Origin of the sequence: Citrobacter sp. JGM124, from assembly GCF_018257795.1 — a bacterium.
Lineage (GTDB): Bacteria > Pseudomonadota > Gammaproteobacteria > Enterobacterales > Enterobacteriaceae > JGM124.
Map to the genome: position 1 here is coordinate 84,707 of NZ_JAERJD010000003.1, position 15,758 is coordinate 100,464.

The window sequence follows — 15,758 nt, forward strand, 5'->3', positions numbered from 1 at the left end:
GCGCCCATGTCACAACACAGAATCGTTCCCGCTATATGCTGATTGCATCCATCACCGGTTACTTAGCCATAATCGAAAGGGGCAAGGGGCGTTTTATGATCATGGTATTTGGATAAGAAAGAGGCAGGTATGTTCTCACGGAAGATATTATGGTGTGCTGTGTTTGTACTGGTGGGGTGTGTCGGGCGACCTGGCATTATCGATAAAGGCGCTTACCAAGTTGACCAGCGTCAGGGGGCACAAGCGGCTTTCCCCCGAATTAAAATGCTCGTGATTCACTATACTGCGGATGACTTCCAGAGGTCATTAAAAACCCTGACGGGACAAGATGTCAGTGCCCATTACCTGATCCCTGCAAAGCCCCCTCGGCTGGCGGGTAAACCCATTATTTGGCAACTGGTTCCTGAACAGCAGCTTGCCTGGCATGCTGGGGTGAGTTTCTGGCGTGGTCAGCAGCGCATTAATGATATTTCAGTCGGTATTGAATTGGAAAATTTGGGTTTTACCCAGGAAGCGGGAACGAAGCGGTTTCACCCTTTTGAACCTTCCCAAATAGCTGTTCTGGAAACATTGCTGCCAGAGATTATCGAACGTTATCAAATCCCGCCACAAAACGTGGTGGCGCACAGTGATATCGCGCCCCAGCGTAAAGTTGATCCTGGGCCGTTATTTCCCTGGCGGCAGCTGGCGGAACGAGGTATTGGTGCCTGGCCTGATCCACAGCGTGTGGCTTTTTACCTGAATGGGCGATCACCTTATGAGCCAGTAGAGCAAGCGTCTCTTCTTGATTTGCTGACAGCTTATGGCTATCAGGTTGAACCAGGAATGACGCCAGTACAGCTGCGGCAGGTTATTGCCGCGTTTCAGATGCATTTCCGCCCGCAGAACTACAGTGGTCAGGCAGATGCTGAATCTGAGGCAGTGGTGCGAGCACTACTAGAGAAGTACGGTAAGGGCTAATCACTAACGACGGTGCAGGGTGCCGTGATCCTTGAGCCATAATGCCGTGCGCCGGATCCCTTCGTCCAGAGAGACCACAGGCTGATAGTCGAGTTCTTTTTCTGCCCGTGTGATATCCAGAGTAAAGTCAAAGTGCAGTTTAGAGACGCCATAATGGGTCAGAACCGGTTCTTTGGCCGAATTGTTATTAAAGCGCTCCATACTACGGGCAACAATATCCAGCATTGGATAGGGCACGGAACGAATGCGGCAAGGAATAGCCAGCTCGTCGATCAGTTTTTGCACGATACTGCGCAGGGAACGAGATTCGTTATTGGTAATATTGTAAGCCCTGCCAGACGGCAACTGCTTCATTTTTGTGGCCTGCCACATGGCATGAACGGCATTTTCTACATAGGTCATATCCACAAACGCCTCTCCTCCACGTGGCAAAAGCACACTACCGTAGTGACGCATCATGTTGACCAGCCGTGGGAAAAAAACGTTATCGTGTGCGCCAAACAGGCTTTGTGGCCGTAAAATGGTAAAACGCGTACCGGGGTTAGACTGGGCCAGGACTTGAATGACAGCCTCACTGTTGGCTTTGCTCCGGGCAAAAGCGTTGGCAAAACGTAAAGGCCGGTAATCTTCCTGGATATTGCGATGGTGATGATAGTCAAAATAGAGTGAGGGGGAGGAGATATGCACAAAATTTTGTACGCCCCAGGCCACGGCCCATTCTCCCAGGCGTCGGGTTGACCGGACATTCGCCAAATCAAAGGCTTCCTGGGTTCCCCAGGGGGACGTGAAACTTGAGCAGTGCCAAAGTGTATCAACATTAGCAAGCAGAGCTTTGGCTTGTGATGAAATGAGTGTCGTCAGGTCAGCGTGAATGAATTCTGCGCCCATTTTTTGTAACAGGGGGCCCATTGCTTTATTTTGCCCGGTTGCCCGTACACTAATACCCTTTGCGCATAAATAATCCACCGCATTACGACCTAAACCGCTGGTGGCGCCCGTGACCAGTACCTTCATGTTGCTCAACTTAGATGGGGAAAATTAACGAGGGTTATTTTTCCGTGAAATAACCCAGTACGCAATCAAAATCCTGAAAGATTCGTGGCTATTTTATCTTCGCAGCAGAATTATTTTCCGCCAAAGAGATAATTTTATGTGCCATTCCTCTAAAGATAAACAGATGTGCCGGGCTCATCACTAACCAATAGAGCAGTCCTGGCATGCCTGCAGGATGCCACCATGCACGTACATCCAGCTGGCGCTGCTTTCCCAGGTTGGTAAGGCGGAAGGTGAGTCGCCCCAACCCGGGGGCTTTCATGCCAAAGAGCAGGGTGAGCTCCTGTCCGGGCGCCCGGTAGGCAGTTTATGACCCAGTACTCTGTCCATTAGCGCACGAATCTTCCATAATGTATTACCAAAAAAATAGCCGTGATCACCGCCCAGCTGATTAATCACCTGCCATAAAGACTCAAGGCTGGCACTGGTGGTCAGCGTGCAACCGGCCTGCTTGGGAAAGAAACCATAATCAGGCTGCCAGCGATTAATCGCCTGGGGATCATTCCCCCAGTTTAGCGCATCAGAGAGTTTATACTGGTCATTCAGCGCACAGCGAACCGCCTCATCGAAAGGAATCAGGGATTGTGGGATCAACTGACGCAGTTGCTGATCATCCGCCAGTAAGTCATGTTTCAGCCCTTGAATCAGCGCCCTGGCAAGGGTCGGGGGTACGGAAGTTATCAGGCTAAGAAATTTTACTGAAATCCAGCGGACCGGGAAGGGCAGTGGGATCAAGGGGCGGTGGCGACCACTTATCACCATAAAACGCTCAAACTGTTGTTGGTAGCTGAGTATTTCTGGCCCGGCGGCTTCCAAAATACGATGTGTGGGGCCAAGGTTATCCAGCAAATGCAGCAGATAATAAAGTAAGTTATCCAGTGCGATCGGCATGGTACGTGAACGAACCCAGCGAGGGGGGGTTAATACCGGCAGGTTGTAGACCATATCCCGCATGACTTCAAATGCGGCGGAACCAGAACCAATAACAATCCCGGCTCGGAGTTCCGTCACAGGAATGCCGGTGTCGCGTAAAATATCTCCCGTCAGTTGTCGTGCCCGTAAATGAGCCGAGTGATCAGACGTTTTGCCCTGTAGCGAACTGAGGAAAATAATTTGTTTTACTGGGTATTGTCTGAGTGCTTCCCTGAGCCGGGTAGCCGCCTGCTGTTCACGTAAGAGAAAATCGTCCCCGTCTCCCATGCTGTGCACCAGGTAGTAAAGTATTTCCACCTGCTTCAGTAAGTTCAGGGGAAACACAGGATCATGCAGATCGACTCTCTGGTATTCAACGCCAGCCGTGGATTGTTTTTTGATAGCATCAATATGACGGGCGGCTGCTATTACTTGATGCCCGGCACCTGACAGCCGGGCAATAAGGTATCGGCCAATATAACCACTGGCACCCAATACCAAAATCCGTTTCGATGTTGACATCATCAGTTACCTGGATGACTGCCGCAGAAAGTCACGCCAGTGGGCCACAACCTCTGCCAGCTGTTCTCGGCTGACATCAAGATGTGTCACCAGCCTCATATTGGCATTGGCACTGATAATGATGTTGCGCTCACTCATAAACTGGGTAAAGGCTTTTACATCCCCGGCGGGCATACGAACAAATACCATATTGGTATCCTGGCGAATGACCTGGACGCCTGTTTCTTTCAGCTCACTCGCCAGCCAGAGTGCATTGTCATGGTCAGTTTGTAAGCGGTTGATATTATTTTCCAGCGCATACAGACCCGCGGCGGCCAGAATACCCGACTGACGCATACCGCCGCCGACCATTTTACGCCAGCGATTAGCCCGCTGAATGTAGTCATGACTGCCCACCAGCAAGGAACCCGCTGGGGTCCCCAGGCCTTTAGAGAGACAGAGTGTGAAGGAGTCGCAATAACGGGTGATTTCTTCCAGCGAGCAGCCATAAGCCACGACGGCATTGTACAACCTGGCCCCGTCAATATGCAGGGCGAGTTTATGCTCACGCGTAAACTCAAAAGCTTGCTGAAAATACTCCCGTGGCAGCACCTTGCCATTATGGGTGTTTTCCAGACTGAGTAATCTTGTCCGGGCGAAATGAATATCGTCGGGTTTGATTTTTGCCGCAACCTTGTCCAGTGGAAGCGTACCATCCGGGCTGGCATCAATCGGTTGTGGCTGGATACTGCCTAACACTGCAGCTCCGCCCGCCTCATAGAGATAATTATGGGCGACCTGACCCACAATATATTCTTCTCCACGTTCACAATGCGTCAGTAAGGCCACAAGATTGGCCTGGGTTCCGGTAGGTAAGAAAAGTGCCGCTTCTTTACCGCTCAGTTTAGCAACAACCTCCTGCAACTGATTAACCGTCGGGTCATCGCCATAAACATCGTCCCCGGTGGGGGCTGTCATCATACGTTCCAGCATGGCACGACTTGGGCGGGTCACGGTATCACTGCGTAGATCTATCATGGGGAGTCCTTTAATAGGGATGAACACCTGAAACAGGTTCAGGTGTTCAGAGTAACGGGTTGTATTAGCGGAACCAATTGGTTTTTGCTAAGTCAATAATCTCGTCACCTCGCCCATTAATGATGGCACGCATCATGTACAAGCTAAATCCTTTGGCTTGTTCAAACTTAATTTCAGGGGGCATTGCCAGTTCTTCTTTCGCTACTACGACATCCACTAAGACCGGGCCTTCGGTGGCGAAAGCTTGCTCCAGGGCACTGTTGAGATTTTCCGGTTCTTCTACCCGGAAACTCTTAATGCCACAGGCTTCAGCAATAGCGGCGAAGTTAGTGGGGTGTAAATCTGTGCCATTCGTCAGGTAGCCCCCAGCTTTCATTTCCATCGCGACAAATCCCAGCACGCTATTGTTAAAAACCACGATTTTTATCGGTAATTTCAGCTGTGCAAGAGAGATAAAGTCGCCCATCAGCATACTAAAGCCCCCGTCACCACACATGGCCACCACTTGACGGCCAGGGTATGCGGCTTGAGCTCCCAAGGCTTGTGGCATCGCATTCGCCATCGAACCGTGATTAAAGGAGCCCAGTAGCCGACGCTTACCGTTCATTTTCAGGTAACGAGCAGCCCACACGGTTGGGGTGCCGACATCACAGGTAAAGACGGTATCTTCGGCAGCATACTGACTGATTTGTTGGGCCAGATATTGGGGGTGAATCGCTTTACCGGCAGTGGGCTGGGCCAGGTCGTCCAGCTCTTCCCGGGTTTTTTGGTAATGCTCCCGTGCTTTGTCCAGAAAGTGTTGATCACCTTTTTCTTCCAGCAGGGGTAATAAGCCCTTGAGGGTGGCTTTAACATCACCAATAATCGCCATGTCGACCTTGCTGTGGGCCCCGATGCTGCCCGGGTTAATATCGATCTGGATGATTTTAGCTTTGGTTGGGTAGAAAGCCCGGTAGGGAAATTGCGTGCCGATTAGCACCAGAATATCGGCATTCAGCATGGTGTGATAGCCAGAGCTAAAACCAATTAGCCCCGTCATCCCCACGTCATAGGGGTTATCATACTCCACATGCTCTTTACCCCGCAGGGCGTGCACTATCGGTGCTTTTAGTTTTTCCGCTAACTGGATTAACTCAGCATGGGCCCCGGCACAACCGCTGCCACACATCAGTGCGATATCGGCTTGAGTGCTTAACAGTTCAGCCAATTTCTGTAATTCTTCCGCTGGAGGGGTCACTATCGGTTGTGGTGCAGGGTACCAAGTGGTACTGGCGTTATCTGGGGCTGGCTGCAGAGCGATATCCCCCGGCAGTACTACCACGGATACGCCACGGTTAAGTACCGCTTTACGCATCGCTATGGCTAAAACTTGAGGGATTTGATCCGCATTAGAAACGAGTTCGCAATAGTGGCTACATTCCCGGAATAGCTCCTGGGGATGTGTTTCCTGAAAATAACCACTGCCAATTTCGCTGGATGGAATATGTGCGGCAATGGCGAGTACTGGCACCCGGTTACGATGGCAGTCATAGAGCCCGTTAATAAGATGAAGGTTACCTGGGCCACATGAACCGGCACAGACGGCTAATTCACCCGTGAGCCAGGCTTCAGCCCCCGCAGAAAAGGCAGCGACTTCTTCGTGCCGGGTGGGCATCCATTCAATGGTACCCATGCGATTCAGGCTATCACTGATGCCATTAAGTGAGTCTCCGGTGACCCCCCAAATGCGTTTAACACCCGCACTTTCCAATGTTTTTGCCAGGTAGGTTGCGACATTCTGTTTCATAGTGTTCCTTCTCCATGGGTTTAAATCTTAAGAAGTTTAGTCCAGTTTCTGAAAAGTATTCCAGTGATGCACTTTCACTTGGCTCTGGATGACATCTTCCGTGACAGCGCAAAGTGACAGGATTGATTACTGGTATATTCGACAGGTAAGCGACCAGAAAGTGCCGAATGACTAACACCAGCAGGAACCTTATCCTGGCGCTAATCACCAGGCTATCCAACCCTGTTTATGAAATGAAATGTTATGGAGTCGCGGGTTATCGAAAAGTTTATCGATGGGATTAACAGTAAAAGTCACTAGGCGTGCTGGCTTACCGTTATACTGAAGACAGTTTTTTAAGCGGGAGTAGATATGTTTCTTGAACGGGTAGAAATTGTCGGTTTTCGCGGTATTAACCGATTGTCATTAATGCTTGAGCAAAATAATGTCCTGATCGGCGAGAATGCCTGGGGTAAGTCGAGTTTACTGGATGCACTCACATTGCTGCTTGCGGCCGATAATACGTTATATGAGTTCACTCCAAGTGATTTCTACTTCCCCCCTGGTGAGCAACAGGGGCGAGAAAACCACCTGCATATTATTTTAACCTTTCGTGAACAACAGGAAGGGAACAGCCGTCATCGTCGATGTCGTGGCCTGGCCCCTGTATGGGTGGCTGATAACGATAGATATCAGCGTATTTTCTACCGCCTTGAGGGTGAGTTAGGGGCAGAGGGTACAGTCCTTACCCTACGATCTTTCCTTGATGAACATGGGCACCCTTTAAAACTGGATGACATCGATGCACTCGCCAAAGAATTAATCAGCCTGACGCCTGTATTGCGGTTACGGGATGCCCGCTATTTACGGCGTCTGAAAAGTAGCTCCGTACCACCGATGCCAGACACGGAAATTACGGCACGCCAGCTGGATTTTTTAACTCGGGAGCTGGTCTCAAACCCTCAAAATCTCAGTGATTTACAGGTGCGTAAAGGGCTTTCTGCTATGGTTCAGCTGCTGGAACACTATTTCTCTGAGCAGAATGCGCCTGCCCGGCAGCGTTTGCTACGTCACCATGCCTATGACGAGAAAAGTGGCTGGCGTTATCTGGATGCGATTAACCGAATGATAGATAAGCCGAATTCGCGCGCTTATAAAATGATCCTGTTGGGAATGTTTGCCACGTTACTCCAGGCGAAGGGAAGCGTGGTATTGGGAAAAGATGCGCAACCGTTGTTACTGATTGAAGATCCTGAGACTCGTCTGCATCCGATTATGCTGTCCGTTGCCTGGAATTTATTGAATGTTCTGCCCCTGCAAAAAATCACCACCACCAATTCAGGGGAATTATTGTCCCTGACCCCTGTGGAGCAAGTCTGCCGCCTGGTCAGAGAGTCATCAAAAGTTTCGGCCTGGCGTCTGGGAGCGGAAGGAATGAACGCCGAAGATAGTCGGCGTATTGCTTTTCATATTCGTTTTAACCGTGCTTCTTCACTGTTCGCCCGTTGCTGGCTGTTGGTGGAGGGGGAGACCGAAGTGTGGGTTATGAATGAGCTGGCACGGCAATGTGGCCATCACTTTGAGACGGAAGGCGTAAAAGTGATTGAATTTGCCCAGTCAGGTTTAAAACCCCTGATTAAATTTGCCCGCCGTATGGGTATTGAATGGCATGTACTGGTTGACGGGGATGAAGCTGGCAAGAAGTATGCCGCCACCGTAAAAGCGGTCTTAGGTGATGATAGTCAGCATCTGCGTGACCATTTGACGGCTTTACCGGCACTGGATATGGAGCATTTTATGTATCGCCAGGGATTTGCTGATGTTTTTCACCGGGTCGCTCAGTTGCCTGCCAATGTCCCTATGAATATGCGCCGGATAATTGTTAAAGCGATTCGCCGTACCTCAAAGCCCGATCTTGCCATTGAAGTCGCTCTGGAAGCGGGACGACGTGGTGAAAATGCCATCCCGTCATTATTGAAAAAAATGTTTTCACGCGTACTGTGGCTTGCCAGAGGACGGGCTGACTAAGGGCAGTGTGAGGCAGTAAAATGCATGTGGATGCTATGGGCGAGCGCATTCAGAAGCACATAGCGTCGACGGTACTCAGCCCGCTTTTTACTGGCGATTTCCTCCAGTGACTTGCGTGTTATATCAGCCTGCAACATAAACAGCCCGTCCTCGCGTTGGGCTGCGTTCATCGATAGCCAGAAATTATCGTAGTCTGCGTACATCCGCTGTTTTTTCTTCTTTTCGTAACGCCAGGAACGAAAAATATGAGTACCATTGCCCACCGCAAGGATCTGCTCGACGCCCCATTGTTTAGCCAGTAAACAGAGAGCTTCTAACACTAAGCGTTTAGGGAATAAACCGTGACAGGCTTTGGTGGCCTTCTGAATGCGTTCATGGGGTATCCCGTGCTGTGCGCCTTGTAACCCACCAATCAAGAAAGTTTTTTTCCCGTTTTCTGGGCAAAGCGTAAAAATAAGTTTCGCCAGAATAACTTGTTGTTCATCGAGACATTTTAAGATCACTTCACCCTCCTTACCCTGTGAGTCAAAGGCGGAACATGAGATAAAAAAGCAGGCATCATTTTTCCCTTTGAGTTCCGCCAGGCAATAGCCCTGTTCGGTAAAATAGTCCTGCAGCATTGCTGCCGGCAGAATCTCTGAGATGTTTTTGTAGTGATAAGCGATTGTTTCCAGAGTTTTTGATCGTGCAATATTAAGTGCAAGGTAGGGGCGGTGCAGGCGGCAAGGTAAACCGGGTTGTGCCCTGAGCATGGATAACAGGTGCGGCTGACGGACGAGGTTTTTCATTAATTTTGCAGTACTGAATGGCATCGCTAACGAACGTAAGATAAATTTGCAACGATAAGCAGGGTTTTCCCATGAATGGCCAGGTCGCCATTTTCCTTGGGCTAATGAAGTAAAAAGTGCCCAACTATTTTTAGGCCTGGCGGCGGATGAAACATCGATATCTGACATAATAGAATACCCAAGGAGCAGCGAAGTAGGCGGCATTAAATCACAGGGTTTTTAAACTGGGGTTCAATCGTCAGGGGGAACCTCTGGCAGAGGATTGTTTTTTGTTTGTCTTTTAATTAGCACGTTTAATGCCCAAGGTGTTAAAAGGAACATTATGAAAAATAAGAAAAATTTTAAAAAAATCTACTGGCTGTTACTTTTGTTAGTTGGCATAGGGATCTTCTGGCTCTGGTCAGTACTGAATAAACCTACTCCTCAGTATCAAACGCTGATCGTGCATAAAGGCGTGTTGCAGCAGAACGTTCTGGCCACAGGCAAGCTGGACGCATTACGGAAAGTTGATGTGGGGGCTCAGGCGAGTGGGCAGTTACAAACACTGTCGGTCAGTATTGGTGACAAAGTAAAAAAAGATCAGCTTTTGGGCGTTATTGACCCCGAACAGGCTGAAAACCAAATTAAAGAGGTGGATGCCACCTTAATGGAATTACGGGCTCAACGTCAGCAAGCCGTGGCAGAAAGCCAGCTGGCGAAACAGACACTTATGCGTCAGCAGGCACTGGCTAAAACTCAGCTCATTTCTCGCCAGGATTTGGATATTGCAACAACAGATTTGGCGGTTAAACAAGCCCAGATTGCGACCATTGATGCCCAGATTAAGCGTAATCAGGCGACATTGAGTAGCGCACAAACCAACCTCGAATTTACGCGCATTGTTGCGCCAATGGGCGGGGAAGTGACCCAGATAACGACCTTGCAGGGGCAAACAGTGATAGCGGCCCAGCAAGCCCCGAATATTCTCACCCTTGCTGACTTAGGTACGATGCTGGTGAAAGCACAGGTCTCTGAAGCCGATGTAATACGCATCAAACCGGGCTTGAAAGCGTGGTTTACCGTGCTGGGAGACCAGACAACACGCTATGAGGGGGTGATTAAGGATATTTTACCCACCCCAGAGAAAGTGAATGAAGCCATTTTCTACAATGCGCGTTTTGAAGTGCCGAACCCGAATGGTTTATTACGTCTCGATATGACCGCCCAGGTGCATATTCAGCTCGCTGAAATCAAAGATATTATTACTATTCCCGTCGCTGCATTAGGGGAGCCTGTCGGCGAAAATCGTTATAACGTGACTGTATTACGTAATGGTGAAACGAAAGTCCGGGAGGTCACTATAGGCACCCGTAACGATACCCAGGTGCAGATTATTAAGGGCCTTGAAGAGGGGGAAGAAGTCGTGACAGGCCGACTCAGTGATGGGGGCGAGCAATGAGTGCCTTACTCGAGCTGAAGGACATCCGTCGTAGTTATCCTTCTGGTGAAGGGCAAATTGAGGTATTAAAAGGCATCACTCTTAATATCGAAGCGGGTGAAATGGTGGCCATTGTCGGGGCTTCGGGTTCGGGCAAGTCGACTTTAATGAATATTCTTGGCTGTCTTGATAAGCCCAGCAGTGGTAGCTACAAGGTTGCCGGGATTGATACGGCAACCTTAGACGAGGATGAGCTGGCGACCCTGCGACGGGAACATTTTGGTTTTATCTTTCAGCGTTACCATTTGTTGTCACACCTTAATGCTTCGCAAAATGTCGAAGTGCCGGCGGTTTATATTGGGACAACACGGAGTCAGCGCAAACAGCGGGCGAAAGAGTTACTCACTCGGCTGGGGTTAGGGGAAAGAGTCGAGTATCGTCCTTCACAGCTGTCAGGGGGCCAGCAGCAGCGCGTCAGCATTGCCCGGGCGCTGATGAATGGCGGCCAGGTTATTCTGGCTGATGAACCAACCGGCGCTCTGGACAGCCATTCAGGCGAAGAAGTGATGGCGACGCTTAAGCAGCTATGCCAGCAGGGGCATACGGTTATCATTGTTACCCATGATCCTGCCGTTGCTGCCCAGGCCCAGCGCGTTATTGAAATACGCGACGGGGAAATTCTTCGTAATCCGCCCCCCCAGATATCGCCGGAGACCTCTTTTAGTGCAAAACCTGTGCTGGCGGAAAACTCATCATTTCAGCAAGTCGTCAGTCGTTTTCTGGAAGCATTAAGTATGGCCTGGCTGGCGTTAGCCGCAAATAAAATGCGTACCCTGCTCACCATGCTGGGTATCATTATTGGTATCGCTTCTGTTGTATCAATCGTTGTGATCGGTGACGCGGCAAAAGAGTTAGTACTGGCTGACATTCGGGCGATAGGTACCAATACGATAGACGTCTATCCCGGTAAAGATTTTGGGGACGATGATCCCAAATATCGACAGGCACTAAAAGAGGGGGATTTGGCGGCGATTATTAAACAGCCCTGGGTGAGCTCTGCAACTGCATCAATTTCCAGTAATCTCCGATTACGCTATGGCAATGTTGATGTGGCTGCCAGTGTCAGCGGGGTGAGTGGTGACTACTTTAATGTTTATGGCATGATAATTAACCAGGGCTCGGGGTTCAGCCACGATCAAAATACTGAACGGGCTCAGGTCGTGGTGCTGGATGAGAACAGTAAGCGCCAGTTATTTCCAAATAAAACGCAAGTGGTCGGTGAAGTTATTCTGGTTGGCAACGTTCCCGCCACCGTGATTGGTGTTGCCAGTGAGAAGCAGTCCATGTTTGGCAGCAGCAAAGTTTTACGCGTCTGGCTGCCTTATGACACGATGGCAAATCGGGTAATGGGGCAGAACTGGCTTAACTCCATCACCGTACGGGTGAAAGATGGGTATGACAGCCATGAAGCGGAGCAGCAACTTAGCCGACTTCTTAATTTACGCCACGGGCAGCAAGATTTCTTCACGTACAACATGGATGGCTTGTTGAAAACGGCAGAGAAGACCACACGCACATTACAAATGTTCTTAACGCTGGTGGCGGTTATTTCCCTGTTGGTTGGGGGCATTGGTGTGATGAACATTATGCTCGTTTCGGTCACTGAACGAACCAAAGAGATCGGTATCCGCATGGCAGTGGGAGCCCGGGCCAGTGATGTACTGCAGCAGTTTTTAATTGAGGCTGTGCTGGTTTGTTTAGTCGGGGGGACACTGGGCATTGTGTTCTCTTTGCTGGTCGCCGTAACGTTACAATATTTTTTACCAGGCTGGCAGATTGGTTTTTCATTGCTGGCGTTACTGACGGCATTTGGTTGCTCAACGGCCATCGGTGTCTTGTTTGGCTGGCTTCCTGCGCGTAATGCTGCCCGCCTGAATCCCATTGATGCCCTGGCAAGGGAGTAACTGACTAATGGATGACACAGGGGGCATGTCTTCCTCTGTGCCGTCCTGTCGTACCCGGCAGCGGGGCGAAGAAAAGTGTCAGGCAATAGCTTCTGTCGTTATAGGGATGACCAGGCTTGCATGATTTCCTTTCGGCCCCTGGTGGACGTCAAATTTAACAGCCTGTCCTGCTTTTAGCGTTCTGTATCCATTCATCTGAATGGTAGAATAGTGAGCGAAGATATCCTCACCGCCATCTTCCGGGCTGATAAACCCAAACCCTTTAGAATTATTGAACCATTTAACGGTACCCGTTCCCATACTTCTGCATCCTTCATAAGACGTAATAGAGAGAGGAATGAATTAACTCACGAATAAGTTGTTCAAAAAATGACTTACTCAATGTGCTACTATGTGAACAAATAGTATACTGCGTCAAGTGTCGTTATCGGTTAAATGTCCCAAAGTTTGAATCAGTTAACGCTATTGGTTAAATGAGACAAAGGAGGGGGATGGGAGAGGGAAAACAAAATATTTACCCGGCGATGTCTTGTTTAAAGCGTAGTAAACTCCATATTAAACTTTGCCTGGTATTGCTATCGGGCTTCAACAAATGATGAAGATCTGGAATGGGTAAGACGAAAGACTGGTTAAAAGTAGACTTGGTAGCAAAAGATAAATTAGGTGAAGAATTGCGGCCGCCGTCTATGTATAAAGTCATTTTATTGAACGATGATTACACGCCAATGGATTTTGTGGTTGACGTGTTGCAAAAGTTCTTTTCTTATGATGTAGAGCGTGCGACGCAATTGATGCTCACGGTTCACTATCAAGGGAGAGCTGTCTGCGGCATTTTTACCGCAGAAGTAGCAGAAACCAAAGTCGCATTGGTGAATCAGTATGCGAAGGACAATGAGTTCCCTTTGTTATGTACGCTTGAAAAGGCCTGAAACAGGCAATATTTGGGGAGGTGTCTATGCTCAACCAGGAACTGGAACTCAGTTTAAATATGGCTTTCGCCAGAGCGCGTGAGCGTCGGCATGAGTTTATGACTGTCGAGCACCTGTTACTGGCATTGCTGAGTAACCCATCGGCACGTGAAGCCCTTGAAGCCTGTTCGGTAGATCTTCTCGCCTTGCGACAAGAGCTGGAGACGTTTATCGAACAAACGACGCCTGTGTTACCTGAAAGCCAGGATGATCGTGAAACACAGCCCACGCTTAGTTTCCAGCGCGTTTTGCAACGCGCAGTATTCCATGTTCAGTCTTCCGGACACAATGAAGTGTCAGGAGCCAACGTCCTGGTCGCTATTTTTAGTGAACAGGAATCACAAGCGGCCTACTTATTGCGTAAGTATGAAGTCAGCCGTCTTGATGTGGTGAATTTTCTTTCACACGGCACCCGTAAAAATGAATCGGATCAGGCTTCCGGGCATGAAAATCCCGTCAGTGAGGAGCCTGCTGGTGGCGAAGAACGTATCGAGAATTTCACCACCAACCTCAACCAACTGGCTCGTGTCGGGGGGATCGATCCGCTGATTGGGCGCGATAAAGAACTTGAACGCACGATTCAAGTGTTGTGCCGCCGCCGCAAAAACAACCCACTACTGGTGGGGGAATCTGGTGTTGGTAAAACAGCGATTGCTGAAGGCCTGGCATGGAGAATTGTTCAGGGAAGTGTGCCTGACATCATTGCGGACTGCACACTCTATTCACTGGATATCGGTTCTCTGTTAGCGGGCACGAAATATCGTGGTGACTTTGAGAAGCGTTTTAAAGCGCTGCTTAAACAGCTGGAACAGGATAAAAACAGTATTCTGTTCATTGATGAAATTCACACGATCATCGGGGCCGGCGCCGCTTCCGGTGGCCAGGTTGATGCCGCTAACCTGATAAAACCCCTGCTTTCCAGTGGTAAAATCCGTGTCATTGGCTCTACAACCTATCAGGAATTCAGCAATATCTTTGAAAAAGACAGGGCACTGGCCCGTCGTTTTCAGAAGATAGATGTGACAGAGCCTACGGTTGAAGAAACGGTTCAAATTATCAATGGTCTGAAGCCAAAATATGAGGCTCACCATGATGTGCGTTACAGTGCGAAAGCCATTCGTGCGGCGGTGGAGCTGGCCGTTAAATATATCAATGACCGTCATCTGCCTGACAAGGCAATAGATGTTATTGATGAAGCCGGGGCCCGTAGCCGTCTGGTGCCAGTGAGTAAGCGCAAGAAAACCGTAAATGTCTCAGACATTGAAACCGTGGTGGCCCGGATTGCCCGTATTCCTGAGAAGAGTGTTTCTGCCAGTGATCGCGATACGCTGAAAGTATTAGGTGATCGTCTTAAAATGCTGGTATTCGGTCAAGACAAAGCGATAGAGGCTTTGACTGAAGCGATTAAGATGAGCCGTGCAGGACTGGGGCATGAGAATAAACCAGTGGGGTCATTCCTGTTTGCAGGGCCTACCGGGGTAGGTAAGACAGAGGTTACGGTACAGCTTGCCAAATCTCTGGGTATCGAGTTACTGCGTTTTGATATGTCAGAGTATATGGAACGTCATACTGTAAGCCGTTTGCTTGGTGCGCCTCCTGGCTATGTCGGTTTTGACCAGGGCGGGTTGTTAACTGATGCGGTGATCAAACATCCCCATTCAGTGCTTTTACTTGATGAAATAGAAAAAGCCCACCCGGATGTCTTTAACCTGCTATTGCAGGTTATGGATAATGGGACCCTGACGGACAACAATGGTCGTAAGGCTGATTTCCGTAATGTGATCCTGGTGATGACCACCAATGCCGGGGTACGAGAAACAGAGCGTAAATCAATTGGTCTTATTCATCAGGACAACAGTACTGATGCCATGGAAGAGATCAAAAAGGTCTTCACACCAGAGTTTCGTAACCGACTGGACAACATCATTTGGTTTAATCACCTTTCCAGTGAAGTGATTCAACAGGTTGTTGATAAGTTTATTGTTGAGCTTCAGGTTCAGCTGGATCAGAAAGGCGTCTCCCTGGAAGTGAGTCAGGAAGCGCGTAACTGGCTGGCAGAAAAGGGGTATGACCGTGCCATGGGTGCTCGACCTATGACACGTGTGGTTCAGGACTACCTGAAAAAACCCCTGGCTAATGAGCTGCTATTTGGCAGTCTGGTTGAAGGCGGGCAGGTGACGGTGAAACTGGATAAGAAACAGCAGCAATTAACCTATCATTTTGTGAGTGCTCAGAAGCACAAGCCTGAAATTGCCCATTAATAGGCAATAATGGTGCAGGCGAATACCTGTACTGATAAGCCGCAGCGGATATTCCTCCGTTGCGGCTTTTTTATTGGTTTTAAGGGGGGGATGTTATCCCGTC

11 protein-coding genes and 1 pseudogene are annotated in these 15,758 nt (G+C 49.3%); 6 read left to right on the forward strand and 6 right to left on the reverse strand.

Features of this window, described 5'->3' with window-relative positions:
• Positions 1 to 129: 129 nt before the first annotated feature.
• A complete protein-coding gene (locus JK154_RS05200) occupies positions 130 to 960 on the forward strand; it encodes an N-acetylmuramoyl-L-alanine amidase (RefSeq protein WP_211991453.1) in 831 nt (276 codons plus the stop codon).
• 3 nt (positions 961 to 963) lie between these two features.
• Here the strand turns inward: JK154_RS05200 and JK154_RS05205 are convergent, their stop codons facing one another.
• The 4 genes and pseudogenes from JK154_RS05205 to poxB all read right to left on the reverse strand — a co-directional run bounded on the left by JK154_RS05205 (position 964) and on the right by poxB (position 6,250).
• The gene (locus JK154_RS05205; RefSeq protein ID WP_211991454.1) at positions 964 to 1,974 is read right to left on the reverse strand and encodes an NAD(P)-dependent oxidoreductase; all 1,011 of its coding nucleotides are present in this window, start codon (positions 1,972 to 1,974) and stop codon (positions 964 to 966) included.
• 88 nt (positions 1,975 to 2,062) lie between these two features.
• Positions 2,063 to 3,447, reverse strand: a pseudogene (locus JK154_RS05210) (DUF2867 domain-containing protein).
• Between the two features lie 6 nt (positions 3,448 to 3,453).
• Positions 3,454 to 4,464, reverse strand: a complete 1,011-nt coding sequence (gene ltaE / locus JK154_RS05215; protein WP_211991455.1) for a low-specificity L-threonine aldolase — start codon at positions 4,462 to 4,464, stop codon at positions 3,454 to 3,456.
• 64 nt (positions 4,465 to 4,528) lie between these two features.
• On the reverse strand, positions 4,529 to 6,250 hold the full coding sequence (gene poxB / locus JK154_RS05220; protein ID WP_211991456.1) for a ubiquinone-dependent pyruvate dehydrogenase: 1,722 nt from the start codon (positions 6,248 to 6,250) through the stop codon (positions 4,529 to 4,531).
• Between the two features lie 351 nt (positions 6,251 to 6,601).
• On the opposite strand from poxB, the gene JK154_RS05225 reads away from it, so the two are divergent.
• Positions 6,602 to 8,257, forward strand: a complete 1,656-nt coding sequence (locus JK154_RS05225; RefSeq protein ID WP_211991457.1) for an ATP-dependent endonuclease — start codon at positions 6,602 to 6,604, stop codon at positions 8,255 to 8,257.
• On the opposite strand, the gene JK154_RS05230 is transcribed toward JK154_RS05225, so the two are convergent.
• Positions 8,254 to 9,213 (reverse strand): VirK/YbjX family protein, encoded by a 960-nt coding sequence (locus JK154_RS05230; RefSeq protein WP_211991458.1) that lies wholly within the window; start codon positions 9,211 to 9,213, stop codon positions 8,254 to 8,256. The two genes, JK154_RS05225 and JK154_RS05230, sit on opposite strands and share 4 nt — an antisense overlap.
• 154 nt (positions 9,214 to 9,367) lie before the next feature.
• On the opposite strand from JK154_RS05230, the gene macA reads away from it, so the two are divergent.
• Together macA and macB are read left to right on the forward strand one after the other, a co-directional pair.
• Entirely contained in the window at positions 9,368 to 10,483 is a 1,116-nt protein-coding gene (gene macA, locus JK154_RS05235) for a macrolide transporter subunit MacA (RefSeq protein ID WP_211991459.1), read from the forward strand.
• A complete protein-coding gene (gene macB / locus JK154_RS05240) occupies positions 10,480 to 12,426 on the forward strand; it encodes a macrolide ABC transporter ATP-binding protein/permease MacB (protein WP_211991460.1) in 1,947 nt (648 codons plus the stop codon). The genes macA and macB overlap by 4 nt, the downstream gene beginning before the upstream one ends.
• Before the next feature lie 78 nt (positions 12,427 to 12,504).
• Here macB and cspD read toward each other — a convergent pair whose 3' ends face one another.
• The gene (cspD, locus tag JK154_RS05245) at positions 12,505 to 12,726 is read right to left on the reverse strand and encodes a cold shock-like protein CspD (RefSeq protein ID WP_211991461.1); all 222 of its coding nucleotides are present in this window, start codon (positions 12,724 to 12,726) and stop codon (positions 12,505 to 12,507) included.
• Between the two features lie 308 nt (positions 12,727 to 13,034).
• Here cspD and clpS point away from each other — a divergent pair, with 308 nt between their 5' ends.
• Positions 13,035 to 13,355 carry an ATP-dependent Clp protease adapter ClpS gene (gene clpS, locus JK154_RS05250; protein ID WP_211991462.1) on the forward strand — a complete coding sequence of 107 codons (321 nt, stop codon included), beginning with the start codon at positions 13,035 to 13,037 and terminating at the stop codon, positions 13,353 to 13,355.
• Between the two features lie 26 nt (positions 13,356 to 13,381).
• A complete protein-coding gene (clpA, locus tag JK154_RS05255; protein ID WP_211991463.1) occupies positions 13,382 to 15,655 on the forward strand; it encodes an ATP-dependent Clp protease ATP-binding subunit ClpA in 2,274 nt (757 codons plus the stop codon).
• Positions 15,656 to 15,758: the final 103 nt, after the last annotated feature.